The organism is Rhizobacter sp. (assembly GCA_021153565.1).
GTDB lineage: Bacteria > Pseudomonadota > Gammaproteobacteria > Burkholderiales > Burkholderiaceae_C > Albitalea.
In genome coordinates this window covers 1-24529 of sequence record JAJKJU010000208.1, presented here as the reverse complement: position 1 = coordinate 24529, position 24529 = coordinate 1, and the positions used below count along the sequence as shown (strand labels likewise).

18 protein-coding genes and 1 other RNA gene are annotated in these 24529 nt (G+C 62.9%); 11 read left to right on the top strand and 8 right to left on the bottom strand.

The features are described from left to right. Positions 1-183: hypothetical protein (locus tag AC30NL_RS13105; protein ID WP_489464441.1), on the top strand; the 183-nt coding region annotated here is incomplete at its 5' end. Positions 184-267: 84 nt separating this feature from the next. On the opposite strand, the gene AC30NL_RS13100 is transcribed toward AC30NL_RS13105, so the two are convergent. The 3 genes from AC30NL_RS13100 to trxA form a co-directional block, all read right to left on the bottom strand. Next, on the bottom strand, positions 268-525 hold the full coding sequence (locus AC30NL_RS13100; RefSeq protein WP_489464440.1) for a type B 50S ribosomal protein L31: 258 nt from the start codon (positions 523-525) through the stop codon (positions 268-270). 313 nt (positions 526-838) lie between these two features. Then, positions 839-2101, bottom strand: a complete 1263-nt coding sequence (gene rho, locus AC30NL_RS13095) for a transcription termination factor Rho (protein ID WP_489464439.1) — start codon at positions 2099-2101, stop codon at positions 839-841. A 296-nt stretch (positions 2102-2397) separates the two neighbouring features. Continuing rightward, positions 2398-2727 (bottom strand): thioredoxin TrxA, encoded by a 330-nt coding sequence (trxA, locus tag AC30NL_RS13090; protein ID WP_489464438.1) that lies wholly within the window; start codon positions 2725-2727, stop codon positions 2398-2400. 338 nt (positions 2728-3065) lie between these two features. On the opposite strand from trxA, the gene AC30NL_RS13085 reads away from it, so the two are divergent. From AC30NL_RS13085 to AC30NL_RS13065, 5 genes are all read left to right on the top strand, one after another. Further along, positions 3066-5498, top strand: a complete 2433-nt coding sequence (locus tag AC30NL_RS13085) for a PD-(D/E)XK nuclease family protein (RefSeq protein WP_489464437.1) — start codon at positions 3066-3068, stop codon at positions 5496-5498. Next, positions 5495-8794, top strand: coding sequence for a UvrD-helicase domain-containing protein (locus AC30NL_RS13080; protein ID WP_489464436.1), 3300 nt, complete (start codon positions 5495-5497; stop codon positions 8792-8794). Before AC30NL_RS13085 ends, AC30NL_RS13080 begins: the two co-directional genes overlap by 4 nt. A gap of 168 nt (positions 8795-8962) precedes the next feature. Beyond that, a complete protein-coding gene (locus AC30NL_RS13075; protein ID WP_489464435.1) occupies positions 8963-10807 on the top strand; it encodes a serine/threonine protein kinase in 1845 nt (614 codons plus the stop codon). A 166-nt stretch (positions 10808-10973) separates the two neighbouring features. Next, a complete protein-coding gene (locus AC30NL_RS13070; RefSeq protein WP_489464434.1) occupies positions 10974-13400 on the top strand; it encodes a protein kinase domain-containing protein in 2427 nt (808 codons plus the stop codon). A 137-nt stretch (positions 13401-13537) separates the two neighbouring features. Beyond that, entirely contained in the window at positions 13538-13885 is a 348-nt protein-coding gene (locus AC30NL_RS13065) for a hypothetical protein (RefSeq protein ID WP_489464433.1), read from the top strand. Positions 13886-14111: 226 nt separating this feature from the next. On the opposite strand, the gene ffs is transcribed toward AC30NL_RS13065, so the two are convergent. Further along, positions 14112-14209: signal recognition particle sRNA small type (gene ffs / locus AC30NL_RS13060), an RNA gene on the bottom strand. A gap of 211 nt (positions 14210-14420) precedes the next feature. Continuing rightward, complete coding sequence (locus AC30NL_RS13055) at positions 14421-15440, bottom strand: AIR synthase-related protein (RefSeq protein ID WP_489464432.1); 1020 nt, start codon at positions 15438-15440, stop codon at positions 14421-14423. A 240-nt stretch (positions 15441-15680) separates the two neighbouring features. On the opposite strand from AC30NL_RS13055, the gene dnaX reads away from it, so the two are divergent. From dnaX to recR, 3 genes are read left to right on the top strand one after another with little or no spacing between them, the layout of a single operon-like run. Further along, positions 15681-17588 (top strand): DNA polymerase III subunit gamma/tau, encoded by a 1908-nt coding sequence (gene dnaX, locus AC30NL_RS13050; RefSeq protein ID WP_489464431.1) that lies wholly within the window; start codon positions 15681-15683, stop codon positions 17586-17588. Beyond that, entirely contained in the window at positions 17585-17911 is a 327-nt protein-coding gene (locus AC30NL_RS13045) for a YbaB/EbfC family nucleoid-associated protein (protein WP_489464430.1), read from the top strand. Before dnaX ends, AC30NL_RS13045 begins: the two co-directional genes overlap by 4 nt. Next, positions 17912-18499, top strand: coding sequence for a recombination mediator RecR (gene recR / locus AC30NL_RS13040; RefSeq protein ID WP_489464429.1), 588 nt, complete (start codon positions 17912-17914; stop codon positions 18497-18499). 41 nt (positions 18500-18540) lie between these two features. Here the strand turns inward: recR and AC30NL_RS13035 are convergent, their stop codons facing one another. After that, positions 18541-20121: a transglycosylase SLT domain-containing protein gene (locus tag AC30NL_RS13035; protein WP_489464428.1), complete on the bottom strand. Its 1581-nt coding sequence runs from the start codon at positions 20119-20121 to the stop codon at positions 18541-18543. A 47-nt stretch (positions 20122-20168) separates the two neighbouring features. Then, on the bottom strand, positions 20169-20939 hold the full coding sequence (gene gloB, locus AC30NL_RS13030) for a hydroxyacylglutathione hydrolase (RefSeq protein WP_489464427.1): 771 nt from the start codon (positions 20937-20939) through the stop codon (positions 20169-20171). Between gloB and AC30NL_RS13025 the strand changes: the two genes are divergently transcribed. Both AC30NL_RS13025 and rnhA read left to right on the top strand, forming a co-directional pair. After that, positions 20938-21759, top strand: coding sequence for a class I SAM-dependent methyltransferase (locus tag AC30NL_RS13025; protein ID WP_489464426.1), 822 nt, complete (start codon positions 20938-20940; stop codon positions 21757-21759). The two genes, gloB and AC30NL_RS13025, sit on opposite strands and share 2 nt — an antisense overlap. 176 nt (positions 21760-21935) lie before the next feature. Then, positions 21936-22442 (top strand): ribonuclease HI, encoded by a 507-nt coding sequence (rnhA, locus tag AC30NL_RS13020; protein WP_489464425.1) that lies wholly within the window; start codon positions 21936-21938, stop codon positions 22440-22442. Between the two features lie 301 nt (positions 22443-22743). On the opposite strand, the gene AC30NL_RS13015 is transcribed toward rnhA, so the two are convergent. Then, a complete protein-coding gene (locus AC30NL_RS13015) occupies positions 22744-23808 on the bottom strand; it encodes a hypothetical protein (RefSeq protein ID WP_489464424.1) in 1065 nt (354 codons plus the stop codon). Between the last annotated feature and the right edge of the window lie 721 nt (positions 23809-24529).

Genomic DNA, 24529 nt, shown 5'->3' with positions numbered 1-24529 from the left:
GAGTATTTCGAGCGTGTCCGAGCAGCACGTCAAAAGGCGCCTGATCTAGGCGCAAAGCGCAGCCATAGCTTGGCTATGGCGAGCATTTGCAACGACGAGCAAGGGGCTTTTGGTGTGATGAGCGGGCATGATCGAAAAACTCTCAGCGCTCTCAGCGCGCATGATGCAACACAACGGGTCTGACCACATCGGCGCGGACTGGCAACAAAAAAGGCAGCCCGGGGCTGCCTTCTTCGAACGAGCGCTTGAGGGATCAAGCGGCGCAAATCACTTCTTGCTGAGGTGTGCGAACTTGTTGCGGAACTTCTCGACGCGGCCGCCAAGCGAGTCGACGCTCTTTTGGGTGCCGGTGTAGAAAGGATGCGATTCGCTCGTGGTTTCGAGTTTGATGAGCGGCAGTTCGCGGCCGTCTTCCATCTTGATCGTCTCACGGCTCTGTGCGCACGAACGCGTAACGAACTTGAAACCGTTGGAAAGGTCCACGAAACAGATCTCGCGGTACTGGGGGTGTTTGCCTTCTTGCATGAGGGAGCCTCTTCAGTGTCGGGAGCCACATCGAACCGTTCGACGCACTTGCCGTGGCGGAAAACCGCAGATTATAGGGTGCAAACCGCCCGTTTCCGGGGGGCAGCTGTCTTGTGGGTGACGGAACTTAGAGGCTGAGAGTTTTTCGATCATGCCCGCTCATCACGCCAAGAGCCCCCCTGCTCGTCGTTGCAAATGCTCGCCATAGCCAAGCTATGGCTGCGCTTTGCGCCTAGATCAGGCGCCTTTTGACGCGCTGCTCGGACACGCTCGAAATACTCTTAGCCTCTTAGCCTCTTAGCCTCTTAGCCTCTTAGCCGCCACGCCGCATCATGTCGAAGAAGTCCAGGTTGTTCTTCGTCGACTTCATTTTGTCCAGAATGAACTCCATCGCCTCGATTTCGTCCATCGGGTAGAGCAGTTTTCGAAGAATCCAGCTCTTTTGCAGGATTTCAGGCTTTAACAACAGCTCTTCGCGGCGGGTTCCCGACTTGTTCAGGAGGATCGACGGGTAGACCCGCTTTTCCGACATACGGCGATCCAGGTGGATTTCGCAGTTGCCTGTGCCCTTGAACTCTTCGTAAATCACTTCGTCCATGCGGCTGCCAGTGTCGACCAGGGCCGTGCCGATGATTGTGAGAGATCCGCCTTCTTCGATGTTCCGTGCAGCGCCGAAGAAGCGCTTCGGGCGCTGCAGGGCGTTGGCGTCGACGCCGCCCGTCAGCACCTTTCCGGACGACGGCAGTACGTTGTTGTAGGCGCGGGCGAGGCGCGTGATCGAGTCGAGCAGGATCACGACGTCCTTTTTGAGCTCGACCAGGCGCTTTGCGCGCTCGATCACCATTTCGGCGACCTGGACGTGGCGCGCGGCCGGTTCGTCGAAGGTGGAGCTGATAACTTCGCCGCGCACGGTGCGCTGCATTTCGGTCACTTCCTCAGGGCGCTCATCGACGAGCAGTACGATGAGGTAGACCTCAGGATAGTTGGCGATGATGGCGTGCGCGAGGTTCTGCATCATCACCGTCTTGCCGCTCTTTGGGGCGGAGACGAGCAGTGCGCGCTGGCCTTTGCCGATCGGCGCGATCAAGTCGATGATGCGACTCGTGATGTTCTCGTCCGACTTGATTTCGCGTTCGAGCTTGAACTGCTCTTTCGGAAAGAGCGGTGTCAGATTCTCGAACATGATCTTGTGCTTGCTCTCCTCGGGTGTCAGGCCGTTGACCTTGTCGACCTTCACGAGAGCGAAGTAGCGTTCGCCGTCTTTCGGGACCCTGACTTCACCCTCGATGGCGTCGCCGGTGTGAAGGTTGAAGCGGCGGATCTGGCTCGGGCTGAGATAGATGTCGTCGGTGGATGCCATGTAGCTCGCGTCGGGCGAGCGCAGAAAGCCGAAGCCATCTGGCAGGACTTCGAGCACACCGTCGCCGAAGACTTGTTCTCCGGCCTTGGCGCGCTTCTTCATGATCGCGAACATCAGTTCCTGCTTGCGCAGGCGTGCGACGTTCTCGATCTCCAGCGCCTCGCCCATCTTGATGAGCTCGGAGACGTGCAGCGCTTTCAGTTCTGACAAATGCATGGGTGAGTACCCTGGGGTGGTTTGGCGATCAGCCTGCCAATGGCGTATCGCCGAGCTTGTCGGTCTCGTGGTCCGATTCGTCGCCGCCGAATTCGCCGTTACAGCATTGGCTCGGCGGTCGCGAAAAGAGAAGTTGTCGGAGTAGGAGGCCGGATCCACGCGCCGTATATGCAGCGAAGCCGAACTGGCTTCCGGGCGTGGTGGCAAATTTTCAGGCTTTGGGAGGGGTGCCGTGCGGGCCGCGCCTTGTGGGCTTGCTTGGGCTTACTTGGCTTCTCCCGAAGCGATTGCGCGGATTATAGATGACCGTCGAGGAAGGCCGTCAACTGGGCTTTGGAGAGGGCGCCGACCTTGGTTGCGGCGAGCTGGCCGTTCTTGAACAGCATGAGCGTAGGAATGCCGCGGATGCCGAACTTCGCAGGCACGTCGCGGTTCTCGTCGACGTTGAGCTTGGCGATTTTGAGACGACCGTCGTAGTCCTTTGATACTTCGTCGAGGATGGGCGCGATCATCTTGCAAGGGCCGCACCATTCGGCCCAGTAGTCCACGAGGACCGGTTTGTCCGACTTGAGTACGTCGCTGTCGAATGAAGCGTCGGTGGTGTGCTTGATGAGATCGGAACTCATGACTTGTCCTTGGGGTGGCCTGTCGAAAACCTTGTGGAACGCCGCTGGTTGACGGCGGCAAGGCACAATGATTCTGACACATTGTGATCATTCCTCACTTCCGTCGCGAGCCTGTCGACGGCTTCATCTTTTCTATGGCTTCGATACCTCGGCTTCCTCTTGTAATCGGCGACGGCGACCCTTGGGAGCGCATGGCGAAAACGGCGCAGGGTTGGGCGCGCGAGCGTGGCGTCGAGATTCGAGATGCAATCGTGTTGGTGCCTTTTGCCCAGCACCTCCCGCTGGCGCGGCGGGCATGGGTGCAATCGCCGGGCTGGATGCCGCGAATCGAGACAACCATGACGCTCGCTCGAAGCCTCGGGCCAGGCACGCCGTTCGAGGCCGGGCAGATCAGCTTCGACACTCCGCTGGACCGGCTTGTCGCCCGTGGCCTGCTGCGCGGCCAGCCTTTCGGCCAAGCGTTGCAGCGGCGCGACGAACGCGGGTTCGATCATGCTGTGGGCGCAATTGTCGAGACAGCCCATGCGTTCGCGCTCGCCTCGGCTGCGATGACGCCTGCCGATCGTGAGGGGTATTGGACGCGTGGGCGAGAGTCGCTCGCAATTGCAGCGGGCCCAGGAGGGACCGAACGGATGCTTGCGCGCATCGCCTTCGAGTGGGCTGCAGCGAGCGCCGAGCCTGTCACCGATGTGCTGTTTGACCTGCGCCCCTCGGCATGGATTGCGGTTCAATCGGGTGGGCCAGACTTGTTCGTGCAAAACCTGCTTTCGCGTTGGCAGCACGTTCCCGCCCTGATCATCGATGCTGATGCATCGCCGGACGCGGTCTTCGCGGAACATGCGCCACATGCCGACGTGGCCTTCGCGGTATGTGCCGATTTCGAGGCCGAGGCGCAACGCTGTGCCGCGGAGGTGCTCGCGAATCTGAGCGCAGGTCGGCAGCCGGTCGCGCTGATCTCACAGGACCGTCTCCTCATGCGCCGCGTCCGCGCGTTGCTGGCGCGCCAGCACGTGGACATCGTGGACGAGACCGGATGGAAGCTCTCGACCACTCGCGCGGGTGCCACGATTGGCACCTTGCTCCGTGCAGCCCATGCGCGCGCAAGTGCCGACGATTGGCTCGATTGGCTCAAGTCTTGCACGGCATCCTGGCCCGGCATGAGCGACGCCGCATGGTCGGTGCAGGTCATCGAATCGGCCATGCGACGTCGCGCCTGGACCTCACCTTCGTCGGTAGATGTCGCACGCCTCGGCGAACGCGCCACGGCCTTGTGGCAGGCCGCGCAGGCGGTGATTGCCGACCTGCGATCGCCGAGGTCACGCAGTTTCGCTGCATGGATCGCTGCGTTGGCTCGTGCACTCGAATTTTGTGGCGCGTGGGCACAAATGCAGTCCGATGATGCGGGGCGACAGGCACTCGCGGCCTTGCACCTCGTCGAAGGCAGATTCGACAGTAGCGACCGTGCCGAAGGCATGACGCTTCAGGAGTTCACAAGCTGGGTGGACGGCACCCTGGAAGATGCGCCGTTCAAGCCCGAGGCGGGTTTTGCGGCAGTAGATGCACCTGTCGTGGTCACGCCGCTCGCCCAGGTCATGCTCCGTCCGTTTGCCGCCGTGGTCTTCCCCGGCGCCGATGAAAAGCGACTCGGCGGATCGCCGCAGCCGCACTCCCTTCTCAGCGACGCACAGGCGACCGAACTGGGCCTTCCTGGCGTCACTGCCAAGCGGGACGCAGAACTCCTCGCATTTGCGCAACTGCTTCGTATACCCCACATCTCCTTGCTTCGCAGAAGTGACGACGGGGGTGAACCGCTTGCTCCCAGCACGCTCGTGGAGCGGCTGCGAATTGCGATGCGTGCAGCGGGTCGCGATCTGCCTGCAGCTGCCGATCCGCTGGGCCGCATCGAACTGGCCGCGCGGCCGATTCATCGGCCCGCACCGATCGCCCCGGACCTGGTGCCGTCGACCCTCAGCGCAAGTGCCTGCGAGGCCCTTCGAGTGTGCCCCTACCGCTTTTTCGTCTTGCGCCTCCTGGCATTGCGTGACGCTGACGAACTCGACGATGAGGTCGAGAAGCGCGATTACGGAACGTGGTTGCACGAGGTACTTCACCGCTTCCACTTGACTCGAACTGAACCGCTGTCTCCAACGGACGAAGAAGCGCGACTGCACGTCGTTGCCGACGAAGTGCAGCAGACCATGGGCTTGGACGAAGCATCATTCCTGCCTTTTGCTGCCACCTTCGCGCGATTTGCACCGAGGTACGTTTCGTGGCTGCACGAGCGCGACGCTGCCGGCGCGCAATGGCTGGAAGGCGAGCGCGATCTGCGGGCTCGGCCCGAAGCCTGGGCTGGCGTCGAGATGCAAGGCCGCATCGACCGAATCGACAGCGTTCCGGGCGACGACGGGCCAGTCACTCAGCTCATCGACTACAAGACCGGCAGTGCGCAAAACCTGCGCAACCTGGTGAAGCGTCCGCAGGAAGACACGCAGCTCGCCTTCTACGCCGCGCTGATGGCGGAGCAATCGGAAGCGGGCGGCGCGGTCGGCGCGATTTACTTGCCGCTCGACGACAACGACGGCATCAAGGCCATTGAGCATAAGGACGTCGAGGCGACGGCGAGGGCGCTGGTGATCGGCATCGGTCGAGATCTGGATCGCTTGCGCGATGGTGCTGTGTTGCCTGCGCTCGGCGACGGCATCGCCTGCGAGTATTGCGAAGCGCGTGGCCTGTGTCGGCGCGACCACTGGGCGGCGTTGGACGAATCATGAGCACTCTCAACATCGACAATCCGGCCGGGCCAGCCTACGGAATCGACGGCCAGCTTGCATCGCGGCAGGCCTTCTACGCCGCGGCCTGCGACCCGTCGCGCAGCGTCATCGTCGAGGCCTGCGCGGGGGCTGGCAAAACCTGGATGCTCGTGTCGCGCATCCTGCGCGCTTTACTGGCCGGGGCTCAGCCGCACGAAATACTTGCGATCACTTTCACAAGAAAAGCCGCGGGAGAGATGCGTGCGCGGCTGGACGAATGGCTGGGCGAATTCGCATCGCCTTCATGCGATGACGCGAAGCGCATTCGGGAGCTGCGTGCAAGGGGGCTTGGCGATGCCGAAGCGAAGCGCCTTGCTCCCGTCCTCGCGGTCTTGCATGAGCGATTGCTGTGCACCGGTCGATCGGTCGAGGTACGCACCTTCCACGCCTGGTTCTCGCAGTTGCTGCGCGCCGCGCCGATGGAGCTTCTGGCAGAACTCGGCTTGCAGGCCGACATGGAATTGCTCGAAGACCCGGACAATCATCGCGCCGACGTCTACCGCCGCTTTTATGCGGCGGTGATTGCAGACGAAGGCTTGCGTGAGGATTACGGCTCGCTGGTCCGCGAGCGAGGGCGCTCTCAATTGCGCAAGTGGCTCGACGCGGCCTGGAGCAAGCGCATCGAGATCGAACTCGCCGATCTCGCCGGCACCTTGGAGCGCAGCGTCCCGTCCGCTGTGGATCATTGGGCGCATCTCGCTGGGCTCGATCACCCCTCGCACCATCTGGAGACTCCCGCCGTGCACTCGCTGTTGAGCGCAGTGGCGGTTGCGCTGGGGCGTCATCACGGCGCGGGGGGGCGCAAGCAGGGTGCCTTGCTCGAGGAAGCGCTGGCCTTGATTCACCCGCTGCCGCGACTGGCTGGCGCGCGCGCTGCCTTGTTCACGCAAAAAGGTGAACTGCGCAAGGCTGTGGCCGATATCCAGGGCGTCAACGAAGCTGCTGCCGTTCTCAATGAGATCGAGCGGGCGTGCCGGCAGCAAACTGCGCACGAAGAGCATCTGCGCATGGTTCGCCTGTCGCGAGCACTGTTCGCGGAATACGCGGTCTACAAAAGGTCGCATGGGTTGGCGGACATGAACGACCTCGAGCATGGTGCGCTCAATCTTCTGCGCGACGCCACCTTGTCCGCATGGGTGCAGGAGCGTCTCGATGCGCGGGTCAAGCATCTGCTCATCGACGAGTTCCAGGACACGAGCCCGCTGCAATGGCATGCCTTGCATGCATGGCTGGCCGCTTACGCAGGTGCAGGCGGCGGCGCAAGCGGGCAGCGGCCGCCGGGCGTGTTCATCGTCGGCGATCCGAAGCAGAGCATTTACCGATTTCGGGGTGCGGAACCGCGCGTCTTAGAGGCGGCGCGCGACTTCGTGGTCGAGGGGCTGGGCGGCACGGTACTGACTTGCGACCACACGCGGCGCAATGCACCCGAGGTGTTGGCCGTGCTGAATGCCGTCTTCGAACAGGCTGGGTCACGTCACGAATATGCCGGCTTTCGTGCGCACACCACCGAGGTGGCGCCGACTGCGGACGCCGGTGTGTTTGCAATTCCGGAGGTCATGCGCCCACTCAAGTCCGACGAAGCGATCGAAGGCGAAGGAGATGCTTGGCGCGACAGTCTCTCAGAGCCGCGCACCGAGCCCGATGCGTTGCTGAGACAGGAGGAAGCCCGGCAGGTCGCGCTTGCGGTGGACCATCTCATCCAGAGCGAGGGCAGGGCGCCTGGGGATGTCCAGATCCTCTGCAGAAAGCGCGAGTCCTTGCGCCTTGTGGCGGATGAACTGGCACGCCTGCACATTCCTTTTGCTGCTGCAGAAGACTTCGCCTTGCTCGATGCTGCCGAGGCGCGCGATCTCGTCGCCGTGCTGGATGTGATCGCGTCGCCGCTGCACAAGTTGTCGCTCGCGCATGCGCTGAGAAGCCCGATATTCGACGTTGGCGATGAGGGTCTCATGACCTTGGCGAGGGCGGCGGCGGAGCATGGCGACTGGTGGCGGGCGTTGCGTGATCTGGAGGCGCCTGACGCCGCGCTGAAGAGGGCGCGTGACATGCTCATTCGATGGAGCGCCGCAGCGCAGCGTCTTCCGCCGCACGATCTGCTCGACATCATCGTGGCCGAGGGCGAAGTGCGCGAGCGCGTGGCGGCCGCTGTGCCGGCAGAGCGACGCACGGCGGCTCTGAGTGCAATCGATGCGTTGCTGAACCAGGCACTCACGCTCGATGGGGCGCGATATGCCACACCCTATAACTTCGTGCGGGCCTTGAAACGCCGCACGCTGAAGGTGCCTGCGGCGCTGCAATCGGAAGCTGTGCAACTGTTGACCGTGCACGGCGCCAAGGGCTTGGAAGCGGAAGTCGTGTTCATCATGGATGCTGACCCGACACCGAAGAATCCCGACACCGCCACGCTGCTCATCGACTGGCCAGTCGACTCGGAAATTCCGCGGCACTGCGCCTTCGTGTATTCGGAAGCGCAGTGCCCGCCTTCTCTCGAGCCGGTGCTTGAACATGAGAGGGAAGCCCGCGATCGCGAGGAGTTGAATGGCCTGTACGTGGCGATGACCCGGGCGCGAAGCCGCCTCGTCTTCAGCGCCACGCAGCCTCACCGTGCTGCCGCGAAGCCATCATGGTGGGATCGGGTCCAGGCGCAGGTCCGGCTCCTGACGGTGGATCCGGATCGTCACATCTCGAGCGCCCGAAGGAGCGACAGGCCGATTGTTCTGCCGAGGCTTCCTGCGTGGGCGGGTGCGAGCGATCGCGTCGTGCCGCCGCGCCCAGTGGCCACGGACGATGTCGCCAGCCGATTGGGTCAGGCCGTGCACCGCGTGCTCGAATGGGCCGCCGCACGCCACGCCGCTACAGTCGTCAGCACAGAACGCTTCGCCACACTCGCCACGGCCGCAGCCCGCGAGTTTTCCGTCGACGAAAGCGAAGTGCTGCGCTTGGCCAATCGGATCTGGCAAAGCCCTGCATGTGAAAAATTCTTTCGCGGTGCGGCGCTTCGATGGTCCGGCAATGAGGTGCCAGTCAGCGAAGGGGGCGAAACGCTGCGTATTGATCGACTGGTCGAATTGGAAGTTGACGACGAGCGGACATGGTGGATCCTGGATTACAAGCTCCGGCATGCTCCTGACGCGTTGACCGAATACCGCGACCAAATGCAGCGCTATCGCCGGGCCGTGCAAAAGCTGCAAATGCGTGACATGGTTCGTTGCGCATTCATCACGGGGGCGGGCGAAGTCATAGAACTTTCCTTGTAGAACCCAGGCAAAGCGACGCGTGGCATTTCTCACGTCGTGCCGCGCCCGGAGCTGACTCACCGCGCGCAAACTGGTTCGGGCACGAAAAGCAACGCCTTGGCAGGCTTCATCCGGTCTTCAAGGTGTGGCGCTTGGGCATCCAATTGGGCAACTTCGTCTCGCACCACAATGGTCGCTCCCGCGTCTCCAGCCTCACGTCCCGCCTCTGTCAGCGTCGCACGCCGCCTTGGCCGCTTCGAGCTGCGCCAGTTGCTGGGCAAAAGTAGCGGCACCATGGTGTGGCTGGCATTCGATCCGCGCCTGGACCAGGAAGTGATGCTGACCCTGCCGCGCGTGCAGCCCGCCGCGCCGGCCGCTCTCGAACGCTGGCAGGACGAGGTACGCTCCGCCGCCCGACTGAACCATCCGAACCTCGCCCACGTTGTCGAAGTGGGTGTGCAAGAAAACTGGCCCTTCGTTGCGGTGGACCGCGCACTCGGCGTGACCTTGCCCGAGTGGTTGGCGGCTCACCCTGACCCTGTTCCGCTCGAATCCGTGGGTTGGATGTGCGACGCCCTGCAAGGCGTGGCCTTCGCCCACGAGGCGGGCGCAGCGCACGGCGATCTGCAACTGCACCACCTGATCGTCAGCGACAACGGGAATGTCCGCGTGATGGCGCTGGCCGCGGCAGGCCATCCGCAAGCCAAAGAGCCTTTGCGCGCCAACGATCGCGGCATGGCGCTGGACCCGAACCGGCTGCGTGCCCATCGCGAGATGGCCGAGCGTGACGTGCTCGCTTGCGGGCTCCTGCTCCAGAACGTGCTCACCGGGCAGCCCGCGCTCGAAGAGCCCGACACCGGCCTCGTGATTTCACGCCTGTCTCCCATCGGCAAGGAAATCGTTCGCCTGCCGTGGACCACGACGCATCCGATTCCCGAGGCCTTGCGCGCCATCGCCAATCGCACGACCTCCAGCCAGGAGCGCCAGCGCTACCTCAGCGCCCGCACGCTGCTGCAAGCGCTCGATGGCTGGCGCACGGCCGAGGCACAAGACACGGGCGGGCCGCTCGCTTTGCTGCTCGACCGCATGCGCAGCATCGGCCATTTACCCGCCATGCCGGGTGTTGGCGGACGCGTCGCTCACCTCACCGCCAAAGAGGGGCAGCGGACCGACGAGATGGCAGAGCAGATCCTGCAGGACATGGCGCTCAGCTTCGAGTTGCTGCGACAAGTCAATTCGGCCCAGGTTCAGGGCACGCAAACAGTCGGCAACGGCCCGGTGTTGACGATCCGGCGGGCGATTGCGCTCGTGGGGTTGAACGGTATCCGTCAGGCTGCCGCGCAGCTTCGCGTGTGGCCCGGACCCTTGACACCTGCCGGCGCCGCGGCCATGGAAAAGACCATCGATCGGGCGCGTCTTGCGGGCCACACGGCGCAGGTACTGTGCCCAGCCGGCTACGACCCCGAAGTCATTTATCTCGTGGCCGTGCTGCAGAACCTCGGCCGGCTGCTTGTGCAGTATCACTTCTCTGACGAAGCCGAGCAGATCTGGCAATTGATGCGTCCGTCTCCACCGCCGGCGAACGCCGAACCCGGCACGCCCGAGCAGCCCGGCATGAGCGAGGCAGGCGCGTCGTATGCCGTGCTGGGCGTGGACATCGAAGCGTTGGGCGCGGCCGTCGCGCGTCACTGGGGCCTGGGTGAAGACGTGCAGCACATGATCCACCGGTTGCCGCGCGACAAGCCTGCGCGCACACCCGACGGAGATGCCGACGTGCTGCGCGCGGCAGCGAGTGCGGCGAACGATGCGGTCGATGCTGTCACGCTGCTGCCGGCGACACGCATCGCGCATGGCCTGAGCATAGTCGCACAGCGCTATGCGCGTGCACTCGAGATCAGCGCCAAGGACTTTCAGGAGGCCTTGCAGGCCGCCCGCGCGGCGCTGCAGGCCGGCCGCCGCGTCGCAATCGTGCACAAATCCGACAACGAAGAAGTATCCGCCGCGCCAGCTGCATCCGCCGCGGACAAACGCTAAGGACATGGCCCAAAACAATTTCCCGTTTTGGGAGCGCAGGGCGGGCGCGCTGCGGCGTTGCTCCTCGCTTGTGTGGCTCGCCACACGGCGTTCGGAGCGCCTTGCATCGCATCCCGCCCTGCGCCCCCAAAGCGGAAAATTATTCCGGGCCATGTCCTAACGACGTATGGCTGCTTTTCAAAACACTCCCGCGAGCAGCGCGCACCTTGGCCGTTTCGAGCTTCGTCGAGTACTGGGCAAGGGTGCGCAGGCGACCGTGTGGCTCGGCTTCGACCCTCGGCTCGAACGTGAAGTTGCTGTCAAGCTGATGCGGCCCGCCGCCGGCACCGATGCGGCTGCCGTCAATCAATGGTTGCAGGAAGCTCGCAGCGTCAGCCGGCTGACCCATCCGCACATCGTGCCCGTGTTCGAAGCCGACATGCACGAGCAGCAGCCCTACCTCGTCTTCGAGTACGTGCCGGGCCGCACATTGGCTGAACATCTGCGCGCAAGAGGTGCGCTGCCGCCGCGCGAGGCCGTGCAACTCGTCGTCGGCGTGCTCGATGCGCTGCAGGCCGCGCATGCTGCCGGGGTGGTTCATCGCGACTTGAAGCCGTCGAACATCCTCGTCGACGGTGCGGGCCGTGCGCGCGTGATGGACTTTGGCATTGCCGCTCATGTGAAGGACGCGGCCAACAATCAAAAGGTGGTGGGCACGCCCGGCTACATGTCGCCCGAAGCGGCACATGGCGCGGCGCCGACTCCGACGATGGACGTGTTTTCAACCGGCCTCGTGCTTGCCGAAGCGCTTTGCGGCACACCGGTGATCTCTGAACGCGACGCGTATCGCGCCATCTATCGGACGGCGCACGAAGACATCGGTATGCCGAGCAGCATGCCCGCCGAGGTCGATGACACGCTGCGTGCGATCGTGATGCGTGCACTGGCCAGAGACAATTCGCGTCGTCACACCAGCGCCGCGAAGTTCCGCGAAGCCTTGCAGGACTGGCTCGCGGCATCAGCCGGAGTCGGAAATTCAGCCAACGTTGCGAATGCCGGCACGGCGAGCAACAGCGGGACGCTCGAATTCCTGCTTCGCCGCATGCGGCATAAAAGCGACTTTCCGGCGATGTCGGATTCGGTCGTGCGCATCCAGCGCGTGGCGAGTTCCGAGAAAGAAAGCCTCGGCAGCCTGTCGAACGAAATCCTCAAGGACGTCGCACTGACCAACAAGCTCTTGCGCATGGTCAACACGGCACACTACCAGCATGCGGGCGGCGGTTCCATCAGTACCGTGTCGCGGGCGATTGCTCTCGTGGGGTTCGCGGGCATCCGCAACATGGCTTTGAGTCTCGTGCTGTTGGAGCACATGCACGACAAGGGCCACGCCAATCAGTTGAAGGAAGAGTTTCTTCGTTCGCTGATGGCCGGGTCGATAGCGAGCGAGTTGTGCTCCGTGTCGCGTGAGAGCGAAGAGGCCTTCATCGGCGCGATGTTTCAGAACCTGGGCCGTCTGCTGACTGAGTTCTATTTCGCCGAGGAAGCGCGTCAGGTGCGAAGCGTCCTGGCCGATCATGCAAAGAGCGGTCGCGCGTACAGTGCTGCGACCGAAGAGGCTGCGTCGATCACCGTGCTGGGCCTGAGCTTCGAAGAACTGGGTTTGGGCGTGGCGAAGTCCTGGGGGCTTCCCGAGAATTTGCAGCGCTGCATGCGCAAGCCCGTCGCCGACGTGCCCGCACGTCCCGCGGATAAGACAAGCGACCGCGTGCGTTGGCTCGCACAGGCGGCCAACGAGATCACCGACACCTTGCTGCGCAGTGAGCCTGGCGAATCAGCGGCCGGCGTTGCAGCCGTGGCTGAGCGCTATTCGAAGGTACTGGGGGTGAGCCCCAAAGTCATCGAAGGCGCGGCGGTGGAAGCGCGGACAAAGCTGTCTCAGATGGCGCAGGCGATGAACCTGCATGTCCAGCCCGGGACGCCCGCGGCGCGACTGCTGCGCACGGCGGTCGAGGTGGAAGACGCGGCGCAAGAGGGGGACACGCTCACACCTCACGAACTGCAGGCCACCTTGCCCCAGCCGCTGGACCCGAAGCCTGCCGACAGCGCAGCCGAGGTGATGGCCGCCGGCATTCAGGACATCACCAATTCGATGGTCGAGACATTCCGCCTGAACGAAGTGCTGCGGATGATTCTCGAGACCATGTTCCGCGCGCTCGGTTTCCGCCGCGTGATCTTCTGCCTGCGGGACCCGAAGGCCGACATGCTTACCGGGCGATTCGGCTTGGGTGACCAAGCCGAGCGAGTATCGGCCGCGTTCAAGGTGTCCCTGAAGGGGCCGAGCGATCTGTTTTCGGCGGTGTGCATCAAGGGGGCTGACACCCTGATCAGCGACGCGACGGTCGCCAACATCGCGACGAGGTTGCCGCAGTGGTATCGCCAATCGGTCAACGCGCCCGCTTTCCTCTTGCTGCCTTTGATGCTCAAGGGGGCGCCGTTCGGGCTCATCTATGCCGACAAGGCGGCACCCGGCGGAATCGAGCTGGGAGAGAAGGAGCTGTCGATGATGCGAACTTTGCGCAATCAAGCAGTGATGGCCTTCAAGCAGGCGGGCTGAGCTCAGACGCCTTTTGACGTGCTGCTCGGGCACGCTCGAAAAACTCGGTCTCTGACACCAGAAACCCTGGACGCGTGGCGGGTACATCGTTTGCTGCTTGCAAGAACGCCCAGAGTGGCATCTTCCAAGGAGATCCCATGAGATTTCATCGAATGAGCTTCTTCGTCCTCATGCTTGCGTCGCCGGCCTTTGCCCAATCGTCGACAGAAGTGCAACCCATGCCTCCCATCGACACAACGACCCCGGCGCCTGAGGTGGTTGTGTTGCCGGAAAAAGTCATTGAAACCAAGGTGGATCTGTCTACGGGTGGTCCGCAATCGGGCCAAAGCGCCTACGACGCTCGCAAAGAGGCCGTCAGTGCTCTTGCGGAAGTGAAACTTGCCTGCAAACGCGAAGCCAGGGGGGCAGCTCAAAGCGAATGTCTGCGTCATGCGCAGGACGAATACAACGCGGTGATGGCGAAGACCTCGGATCGGCATCGCTGATCTTCCGCACCTGCAAAAAACGATCAGCCCGCCTGAGGTTCACACCTGGAGCGGGCTGTGGATCATTCTGCGGCATCGCATAAGGCGCGTACGGGCCACTGTGAGCCAAGGAGTGATGACCTGCGGCCTGACGAGTCGCGAATGACAACGCCAGTCTATTCCTTTGAGGCGATTGCATGCGCATTCAGATGCCGCCGATAGGGGCTCTTGCGCAAGTGCTAATGAGGTTGACGAGCCTTACCCCCGGCACTGGTTGCAACGCTTGTGGCTGCTTCGTTCCCGACCTGACCAGATTGGGCGCGCTTCCATGCGGGGAGGCCCGTCGGGGCGGATTGTAGGCGACACGCGAGAGACTTCGCGCTCACAGAAGCGCTTCAGAGGCTGGGAGTTTTTCGATCATGCCCGCTCATCACGCCAAAAGCCCCCTGCTCGTCGTTGCAAATGCTCGCCATAGCCACGCTATGGCTGCGCTTTGCGCCTGGATCAGGCGCCTTTTGACGTGCTGCTCGGACACGTTCGAAATACTCCCAGCTTCTCAGCGAAGCTGTAACGCTTCATCTCCGAATTCGATGTTCAAGGGCTCGATGATGAGCTTCTTCTGACCGGCTTCGATCTGTCCGGCGACGATGGCTTCGACGCCTTGCGACTTCGCCACCTCGACTGTGCGCTGGGCATCGGCCGCCTTCACGAACAGCGCGAAACCCGCACCCATGTTGAGCGTGCTGTAGGCCTCTTTGTCGTCCTGGCGGGCGTGCTCTTGTATGAACTTCAACACCGGTGTCACTTCTGGCACGGTGTGGATGCGGTACGTGTGTGTTGCAGGGTGTCGCAGGAGCTTGCGCCAACCGTGGCCGGTGATGTTGGCGCAGTAGTGCGGAGTGATTCCAGCCTCGTAAAGAGCTTCGGTCACGGGCGAATAGAGCACCGTCGGCGCGAGCAGTGCTTCGCCGAAATTCAGGTTTGGCGTGACTGGTGTGAGGTAGCCCTGCGGCAGGCGTTCGGCCAGCTTTCGTGCAAGGCTCAATCCGTTCGCATGGATGCCGCTCGAGGCGAGCAGCACGATCGAGTCACCCGGCGCCAGTTTGTCGCCGACCGACAGGCGTTGTTTCGGGTTGATGAGGCCGGTGCACGATGCTGCGAGGTCGATGCGGCCGTCGGCCACGATGCCTGCAAGCGCAGGCGTCTCACCGCCACCCCAGGACACCTTGCATATGTCGCAGGCGCGCTTCCATCCTGCGACCAATGCTTGAGCACGTTGTCCGTCAGAGAACCAGTCGGAGCCTCCAGCGGCCCAGTAGGCCTGTACCACCAGTGGCGTAGCGCCGACGGTGATGAGGTCATTGATAGCCATCGCGATGGTGTCTTGGGCAATGCTGTCGTAGTAGCTCTTGCCTGTGAGCTTGTTCATCTCGTCGGCCACGAGCGCCTTGGAGCCCAGGCATTCGACGATGCTCGCGATGTAGAACGGGCCCACGTCCACCACGTAGGCCGATTCTCCGCGCGAGGCAGCGACTTCACTGAAGCCGTGCTTGGCAAGGTGCCCGCCGGTGGCCACCGCGGCGCGCTGGGCAGCGACCTTTAGCGGGTCGATCAGATCGTAGTTGACGCCGGCCTGTTAGTAGCTGAGCGTGGCGGAATCTTCTTGGGGAGCAACTGGCTTCATGGGGGCGGATTATCAGTCAGAGGCTGAGAGGCTGAGAGTATTTCGAGCGTGTCCGCGGGCATGATCGAAATGCTCTCAGCCTCTCAGGCGCCAAGACGATCCGGCCGGAGTCGCGCCCGTAGAATGCCCCGCATGAGCTACATCGTCCTCGCACGCAAGTACCGTCCGCTCAATTTCGAACAGTTGGTGGGGCAGGAGCACGTCGTTCAGGCGCTCGGCAACGCATTGACGCAAGGGCGGCTGCACCACGCCTATCTCTTCACCGGCACGCGCGGCGTGGGCAAGACGACGGTGTCGCGGCTGCTCGCGAAATCGCTCAACTGCACGGGGCCGGACGGGCAGGGTGGCATCACCGCGCATCCGTGCGGTGCGTGCAATGCCTGTCGCGACATCGACACCGGACGCTTCGTCGACTATGTGGAACTCGATGCAGCATCCAACCGCGGTGTCGAAGAGATTTCGACGCTGCTTGACCAGTCGGTCTACAAACCCGTGGTGGGGCGCTTCAAGGTCTACATGATCGACGAAGTGCACATGCTTTCCACGACCGCGTTCAATGCGATGTTAAAGACGCTGGAAGAGCCGCCCGAGTACCTCAAATTCGTGCTCGCCACGACCGATCCGCAGAAGGTGCCGCCCACCGTGCTGTCGCGCTGCCTTCAGTTCAATCTTCGACCGATGGCGCCGCAGACGGTCCATTCGCATCTGACGAATGTCTTGAAGGATGAAGACATCCCGGCGGAATCGGGTGCCTTGCGCCTGCTGTCGCGTGCAGCGCGTGGCTCGATGCGCGATGCCTTGTCGCTGACGGATCAAGCAATTGCTTTCGGTGCCGGTTCGCTCACTGAAGCCGGTGTTCGGCAGATGCTTGGGGCAGTGGATCGGGGGCATGCCGTTCGAATCGTCGAGGCGCTGGCAGCAAACGACGGTGCAGGGCTGATCGCTGTGGCGGACGGCTTGCGCGGACTGGGCTTGTCCGCTGCCGGCACGCTAGAAGAACTGGCTGAACTGCTACAGCAGATGGCGGTGGCGCAGGCGGTGCCCGGATCGCTTGACGCGACGGACCCCGACATGGCCGCCGCGACTCGCCTTGCCGATGCCTTGCCCCCCGATGAAACCCAATTGATGTACAGCATGGCTTTGCATGGTCGTGCTGAACTGGGCTTGGCGCCGGACGAATACAGCGGACTCGTGATGGTGCTGCTACGCATGCTGGCATTCCGCCCACGTGGCAGCGGCGACGTGGCCATGACCCCGCGACGAACTGCGTCGCAGCCGGCACCCGCCGAGGGTGTTGCTGCTCGTGGTCCAAGTGGCTCGCGCGAATCGGCTGCACCCGAAGCATCCCCAGGCGCAAACGCCTCTGCCGCGCGTGAACCAGTGGTGCGCGCGACGCCCGCCCGCCAGACCGCCCAACCTGCCGGCATTCCCACCCTTGCAGCCGCCCCTGTCGCTACCTCAAGCGACGAACCCCCTCCGCCATGGGAAGACGAGGCCGCCACATCCCCAGGGCCGACCCCTGTCGATCGGCCGTCATCGGACCCTGATCACTTGTTGCTGCCGTCCCCCTCGACTCCACGTACCAGCACCATTGTGGTTCGTACCGAGTCCGGCGAGCGGTGGGCCCAGGTCGTCGAAAACCTGGTCCAGCAAGGCAGCATCTCGGCCCTCACGCGAGAGCTCGCGATGCAATCGGAATGCATCGGCATCATGTCTGAAGGCGACACATCGGTCTGGCGGCTGCGTGCCGAGCGCGAAATGCTTCGCGCCCAGTCTCACCGTGACAAACTGCAGGCGGCCTTGTCGCAACTGCTGAACCAGCCGGTGAGGCTGGACGTAGAGGGCGGCGTCGCCGAAGATTCACCTGCACTGCGTGCCGCAGCTGAACGAGAACGTCGTCAGCTTGAAGCGGAACAGATCATCCACAACGACTCTCTCGTGCAAGCTTTGATGGCGCAATACAAGACGGCCCGCATCGTGCCGGGCTCCATCAAGCCCATCGATTCGCAAACATCAGATTTCAGGAGAAGCACACCATGATGAAGAACCAACTCGCAGGCCTCATGAAGCAGGCGCAGGCGATGCAGGACAACCTCAAGAAGGCGCAGGAAGAACTCGCCAACATCGAGGTAGAGGGGCAGTCGGGCGCGGGCTTGGTGAAGGTCACCATGACCTGCAAGCATGACGTGAAGCGTGTGGTGATCGACCCCAGTCTGCTGGCCGATGACAAGGACATGCTCGAGGACCTGGTGGCCGCAGCATTCAACGACGGTATTCGCCGCGCCGAAGAGGTCTCGCAGGAAAAGATGGGCAAGCTGACCGCCGGCATGCCCTTGCCCCCGGGCATGAAGTTCCCGTTCTGAATGGCCGAACCGTCACTTGACGCGCTGATCGACGCGCTCAAACGCCTGCCTGGCGTGGGCGTGAAATCCGCGCAGCGCATGGCGTTTCACCTGCTGCAGCACGACCGCGAAGGCGCGCAGCGCCTGGCGAACTCGCTGAAGTCTGCTGTCGACAACATCCGGCATTGCGAGCGTTGCCACACTTTCACCGAAGGGGCGGTGTGCAGCACCTGTCTCGACACGTCGCGCGATGCACGCTTGCTGTGCGTGGTGGAGTCGCCCGCCGATCAAGCGGCGCTGGAGCGCACCGGCAGTTATCGCGGGGTGTACTTTGTGTTGATGGGACGTCTGAGTCCGCTCGACGGCGTGGGGGCAAAAGACATCGGCCTCGCGCAACTTCTCGAGCGAGTGGCGGATGGGACGGTCGAGGAAGTCATCGTTGCGACCAACTTCACCGCTGAAGGTGAGGCGACAGCCCACGTGATTTCCGAGGCGATGAAAGCGCGCGGCTTGCGCGTCACGCGGTTGGCTCGCGGTGTGCCTATCGGCAGCGAGTTGGAGTACGTGGACCTGGGGACGATTGCTCACGCGTTGGTGGATCGGCGGTAGGCCGGCAACTCGCAGGGGCACTGTCGCCTTGGGCCAAATCCCTACTCGGCCTTTGCCGCCCGAATCGACGAGTGCCCGGCTTTGCCCACCCGCACCGACGCTTTGGCACCGGCGTGCCGAATCGGCTTTTTTGCCGCCGCATGACGCGTCGATCCACGAGTTGCCGACAGTTTGTTTGCGACGAACACCACCACCTGCTGCCCAGGCTTGAATGCAGCGTTCGCACCCACCTGATTCCACTGCGCCACCTGCGATGCGCTCACTCGGTACCGCAGCGCCACGCTCGACACCGTGTCCTTTTTGCCGGCCTTGAATGCCACCTTGCGCGTTGCCGGCGCATCGGGCGCCAGGCTCATCGTCGCGTTGTCGGCGACTTGGCTGGGCACGTCGTCCATGCGCTGTTGCGTCCGTGGCACCAGCAGCGTGGAACCAGCCTTTACAAGCATTCGCGGCGGGATGCGATTCAGTTCCCGCAGTTCCGTTTCGCTCATGCCGACCTGCTTGGCTGCGTCCACCGGCCGCAGCGTCTTGGGCGCAACCCAGGCCGTCCACGACGCCATCGCGCCGCGATGCTCTTCGAGCGCATGAACGAAGCGATCGGCGTTGTCGTAAGGCAGCAGCACGTAGGGAGTGCCTGCCGCAAGGATCACCGGCTTGTTCATCTGAGGATTGAGATTCTTGAAGTCCTCAACCGGGAGCTCGGCTAGCCGAGCTGCGAGCGCCACGTCGATGTCGCGCGTGATGGGGACGCTCAGGAAATACGGGTGATTGGCCACCGCCGGAAGCGTGAGTGCGAAGGCGGCGGGCTTGGTGACGATGTTTTTTACAGCCTGCAATTTCGGCACGTAGTACTGCGTCTCCATCGGCATGCGAAGACTCCCGTAGTCGGTAGGCAGACCGAGCTTCTGGTTGCGTGCGATGGCGCGCGTTACGTTGCCTTCGCCCCAGTTGTAGGCGGCGAGCGCGAGGTGCCAGTCGCCGAACATGGTGTGAAGCCGGTCGAGGTAATCGAGCGCGGCGCGGGTAGAGGCAAGTACGTCGCGGCGGTCGTCGCGGAAGACGTTCTGCTTGAGCGCGAAGTCGCGGCCGGTGCCGGGCATGAATTGCCACATGCCCGACGCCTTCGCTGACGACATCGCTTGCGGATTGAATGCACTCTCGATGAAGGGCAACAGCGCCAGCTCGGAAGGCATGTTGCGGCGCTCGAGTTCTTCAACGATGTGGAAGAGGTAGCGGCTGCCGCGCTCAGTCATTCGCTGTACATAGTCGGGGCGGGAGGCGTACCACTGCTCGCGGTCGCGGACGAGTTCGTTATCGAGATCGGGCATCGCGAAACCGCGGCGCAAACGTGCCCAGAGGTCGGTATGGGCGGCGGCATCGTTGAGATCGACAGGCGCTTCGGGACGCAGCGGGTCGACGGCCATCGGCGCAGAGGCGGACTCCGCGGGAGCGGTTGCCATCTCGGGTGTCGATGCGGTAGCGGCTGGCGTTGCAGCGGATGGCTGTGACGCTGCCGGTGCTGGCGGAGTGGCCGACAATGCCTCGTTCGCGGCGATGGCCGGGGCATCGGGCGAGGTCGTGGCGCAACCCGCGAGCGTGGTGGCCAGCAAGATGGCACTCAAGCCATCAATGAGTCCGCGCCATCGGAGGCACTTGAATGTTCGGTGAATCATCGGAAATCGTTCTTCCATTGTCGAAGCGCGGCGAACACATCGGTGCCCGACTTGCTGGCCGCGCCGTGCTCGCAAGCAGCGGCAATCACCGTCGGCTCGTCGCAGCGCAAAAAAGGGTTGATGATGCGCTCTTCGGCGATAGAGCTCGGAAGCGTCGGGATGCCTTGTTCGCGCAGTATTTCGCAGCGGCGCGTGTGGGCGGCAAGTTCGTTGTTGCGCGGTTCTACCGCGCGGGCGAATTTGAGGTTGGACAAAGTGTATTCATGTGCGCAGCACACCCGGCTGTTACCGGGCAGCGCCGCCAGACGCGACAGCGAGCGGTACATCTGCCCCGGCGTGCCCTCGAAGAGGCGGCCACAGCCGGCGGAAAAGAGCGTGTCGCCGCAGAACAGTATGGGCTCGCAGCCCGCGTCGGTCGTGAAGTAGGCGATGTGTCCCGAGGTATGCCCCGGCACGTCGATCACTTCGAAGCGAAGGCCCAGCAACTCGGCGGACTCGCCGTCGCGAAGGGGGGTGTAGGGTTCCGGAATGTCCTCTCGCGCCGGCCCAAAAACGTGGCCATGCAAAAAAGCTCGGAGGCCTTCAAGGCCTCCCACGTGATCGGCGTGATGATGGGTCACTAGAATGCCCGCGAGCGTCAGCTTTTGAGACGCAAGCGCATCGATGAGCGGCGTGCTGTCTCCAGGATCGACGACGATGGCATTGGAGCCATCGTGGAGCATCCAAATGTAGTTGTCCGTGAAGGCAGGAAGCGCAACGAGTTTCATGACGACAAAATGCCCTGCGATTATAGGTTTGGCCGAGTGGCTGCGCACTCCTGCCGGCCGCTACCTGCTCGCGTGGGAGCAGCAACATCTGGACCATGCGGTGGCTGACATTTTTGGGTTCCACGCCTTGCAGTTGGGGCTGCCCGAACTCGATGGCTTGCGCGCCAACCGGATGCCGCACCGCTGGGTAAGCGACGAGGGTTCCCGGCTGTACGCGTCAGATGCCGACTTGATGTCGGCAAAATCCGCTACGGTTGCGCTTCATTGCGATTTCGACGCCTTGCCGTTCGACGGCCAAAGCCTCGATCTCGTCGTGTTGCCGCATGCCTTGGAGCTGGCTCGAGACCCCCATCGGACCTTGCGCGAAGTGGAACGCGTACTGCGCCCCGAAGGCCGAGTTGTGATTGTTGGTATCAATCCGGCCAGCCTCTGGGGCTTGCGGCAGCGGCTCGGACACATGCGCTTGAGCGTCGGCTTGGGCCGGCGCGATCCATTGTTCTTGCCCAGCGAAGGTGACTTCATCGGTTATCGGCGCCTGCGCGACTGGCTGCGCCTCCTGAGCTTTGAAGTCGAGGCGGGGCGTTTCGGCTGCTACAAGCCGCCCGTAGGCAGCGATCGCTGGCTGGCCCGCTACGAATGGACTGAAGCCCTGGGCGACCGCTGGTGGCCGGTATTCGGTGCGGTCTATTCACTCACCGCCGTCAAGCGTGTTCGCGGAATGCGGCTCGTGGGCCTCGTGCGGCAGGAGCGCGTCAAACCCAAGGCCGCGCCTGCGGTCATTGCACATCATCATCAGCACCATCGCAGGCTCAGAGGCTGAGAGTATTTCGATCATGCCCGCTCATCACGCCAAGCCCCCTGCTAGTCGTTGCAAATGCTCGCCATAGCCAAGCTATGACTACGCTTTGCGCCTAGGTCAGGCGCCTTTTGACGTGCTGCTCGGACACGTTCGAAATACTCTCAGCCTCTCAGGCAGCCGGCGGAAACAGAACACTCATGAACATCATCAACAGCACCAACATCAGCAGCACCATTCCGGACGCTTCGTCGGAGGATAGGCCGGCCATCACGAGGCCGCAGGTCGTCGTCTACACCGACGGCGCGTGCAAGGGAAACCCGGGGCGCGGAGGGTGGGGCGCATGGCTCAGTTCCGGCGGGCACGAGAAGGACCTCTTCGGCGGGGAGGCAATGACAACCAACAACCGCATGGAGTTGACCGCAGTGATCGAGGCGCTGGCATCGCTCAAGCGCACCTGCGACGTGATCCTTTACACGGACAGCGAATACGTCCGCAAAGGTATCACCGAGTGGATCCACGGCTGGAAGACGCGCGGCTGGAAGACGGCCGACAAAAAGCCGGTGAAGAACGCCGACCTGTGGCAGCGGCTGGATGCCCTGCGGGGCCTGCACCGCGTGGAATTCCGATGGGTCAAGGGGCACGCGGGCGATCCAGGAAACGAGCGGGCGGATGCGTTGGCGAACAAAGGGTGCGCGGCTTCGTAAGACAGTCCGGGTTCGTATCCGCCAGGATGTCGGCCGTCGCGGCGAAGAACCTCTTCACGATCGCCCAAAGCCGCTTGGACGTGATGCCAGCCTCGCCATCGAGGCTGCCGAGCAAGGGCGTTGCGGTCCTCTTGACCCGCGGCCAAGCGAATACCGCATCAGTGTGGCATGAACCCAGCCCCACTTTTCTCAAGGCTTCGACGCTCCGATGGCACTGGCTGTACGCGGGACGTTGTCCCTTGAATAGCCCCGGACATAACAGGCGGAGCCCGCCGGCTTCATCAACCCACTATCTCGACAGTCATTGTCCTAACTCCAGCAATTCAAAGCGATCTCGTACTGCTTCCAGAGCTGCCCGGCCTGCCGGACCTATGCCGCAGTTGGACAACTTGAGCGAGGTGATCTTGGTGTTGGCCGCCAGAGCTCGCGCGCCCGCATCACCGATGTTGTTGCCGCTCAGGTCGAGCGAGGTGATCGAAGTGTTGGTCGCCAGAGCTCGCGCGCCCGCATCACCGATCTCGTTGCGTTCCAGGACGAGCGTGGTGATCGATGTGTTGCCAGCGAGGGCCTGTACGCCTTCATCCCCGATGCTGTTGCCGCCCAGGTTGAGCCAGGTGAGCGAATTGTTGTCGGCGAGAGCCAGTGCGCCTTCAGACCCGATTTTGTTGTTGGCCAGATTGAGCGAGATGATTGATGTGTTGCGAGCGAGGGCCCGTGCGCCTGCATCCCCGATGACGTTTGATCTCAGGTTGAGCGAGGTGATCGATGTGTTGCGAGCGAGGGCCCATGCGCCTCGATCCCCGATGCCAGTTGTTCTCAGGTTGAGCGAGGTGATCGATGTGTTGCGAGCGAGGGCCAGTGCGCCTTCATCCCCGATGTAGGTAAATCTCAGGCTGAGCGAGGTGAGCGATGTGTTGGCAGCGAGGGCCCGTGCGCCTTCAGCCCAAATGCGGTTGAAGCCCAGGTCGAGAGTGGTGAGCGATGTGTTGCTAGCGAGGGCCCGTGCGCCTTCAGGCCCGATGCGGTTGTGGGTCAGGATGAGCGTGGTGATCGAGGTGTTGCCAGCGAGCACCCGCGCCCCTTCATCCTGGATCCAACCTTTTTGTACCGTGAGCGATTCAAGATTCAATTTCGCCAATCCAGCAGCGGTAATGTTTGGGGCAGAGATCACTGACAACTCGCGCAAGGAGGGCGGCAAGGCTTGAAGGTCCGCGTTGGCGAACCCACCAAGCATCACTGACAACTTGAGCAAGGAGGGCGGCAAGGCTTGAAGGTGCGCGTAGGCGGGCCCACCAAGCCCGAGTTCATCATCATGGTGCAATGACAGCTTGGTGATTTTCACGCCCTCGTATGCTTTCAAAGCCAACGGCAAATCTTTTGAATTCCGCACCATCAGGCCCTGCACGAATTGCTTGCCAACGGCGGCGGCGGCGGCGCGACTGACCAGGCGAAACGCCGACCTCGTCTCCTGATTCATCCTGCCGACCACGTTCAACCACGAGTCTGTTGGTAGGCGGTCCAGAAGATCAACCGGTGGTGTGCTTGTTTGTGCGGATCATGGGCTCGCCACGTTCGCCTGCGCCGTGGAGACGGGCACGCTGGCACGCCACGGCGGGCTATGGGGATGTGTGGACCCCACTGGATCGTCCTGCGAGGAGGCTGGACGAGCGGGAATACCTGCTGGCGGTGTGGGGCGAGGCCTCGTGCCGGCACTCGGCGCTGAACCACTTGATGCTTGGTCCTGCCCTTCTGGCTGCTGCGGATTGCGCCAGCTGAGCAACGAACGTACGAATCGATCCATTTCGAAGTTTTCTCTTCATTGACTTGGCAAAATTGCCTCTGAAATTACCAGCACGAGCAAGCAACGATGTCTCGCCTGCCACATGACTTGCGAAACCCGCCCCGTTGACCGCGCTCTGATCCCTTTGGCCACCGTATCGAAAGTTCGAGCGTTTCCGAGCAGCACGTCAAAAAGGCGCCTGATCTAGGCGCAAAGCGCAGCCATAGTGCAGAGAGTCTTTAGCCTGGCGGACGCGGCACCCGGGTCTGCACTGACGGCACGGCGTGACCGCCGCGGCCGGTAGGCT

What these genes read in the sequence shown, in the direction of transcription:
- AC30NL_RS13065 (WP_489464433.1), top strand. Translation starts at nt 13,538, where the DNA reads ATGAGATTTCATCGAATGAGCTTCTTCGTCCTCATGCTTGCGTCGCCG.
- rho (WP_489464439.1), bottom strand. Translation starts at nt 2,101, where the DNA reads ATGCATTTGTCAGAACTGAAAGCGCTGCACGTCTCCGAGCTCATCAAG.
- AC30NL_RS13080 (WP_489464436.1), top strand. Translation starts at nt 5,495, where the DNA reads ATGAGCACTCTCAACATCGACAATCCGGCCGGGCCAGCCTACGGAATC.
- AC30NL_RS13045 (WP_489464430.1), top strand. Translation starts at nt 17,585, where the DNA reads ATGATGAAGAACCAACTCGCAGGCCTCATGAAGCAGGCGCAGGCGATG.
- dnaX (WP_489464431.1), top strand. Translation starts at nt 15,681, where the DNA reads ATGAGCTACATCGTCCTCGCACGCAAGTACCGTCCGCTCAATTTCGAA.
- rnhA (WP_489464425.1), top strand. Translation starts at nt 21,936, where the DNA reads ATGAACATCATCAACAGCACCAACATCAGCAGCACCATTCCGGACGCT.
- trxA (WP_489464438.1), bottom strand. Translation starts at nt 2,727, where the DNA reads ATGAGTTCCGATCTCATCAAGCACACCACCGACGCTTCATTCGACAGC.
- AC30NL_RS13025 (WP_489464426.1), top strand. Translation starts at nt 20,938, where the DNA reads ATGACGACAAAATGCCCTGCGATTATAGGTTTGGCCGAGTGGCTGCGC.
- AC30NL_RS13075 (WP_489464435.1), top strand. Translation starts at nt 8,963, where the DNA reads ATGGTCGCTCCCGCGTCTCCAGCCTCACGTCCCGCCTCTGTCAGCGTC.
- recR (WP_489464429.1), top strand. Translation starts at nt 17,912, where the DNA reads ATGGCCGAACCGTCACTTGACGCGCTGATCGACGCGCTCAAACGCCTG.
- gloB (WP_489464427.1), bottom strand. Translation starts at nt 20,939, where the DNA reads ATGAAACTCGTTGCGCTTCCTGCCTTCACGGACAACTACATTTGGATG.
- AC30NL_RS13085 (WP_489464437.1), top strand. Translation starts at nt 3,066, where the DNA reads ATGACGCTCGCTCGAAGCCTCGGGCCAGGCACGCCGTTCGAGGCCGGG.
- AC30NL_RS13070 (WP_489464434.1), top strand. Translation starts at nt 10,974, where the DNA reads ATGGCTGCTTTTCAAAACACTCCCGCGAGCAGCGCGCACCTTGGCCGT.
- AC30NL_RS13100 (WP_489464440.1), bottom strand. Translation starts at nt 525, where the DNA reads ATGCAAGAAGGCAAACACCCCCAGTACCGCGAGATCTGTTTCGTGGAC.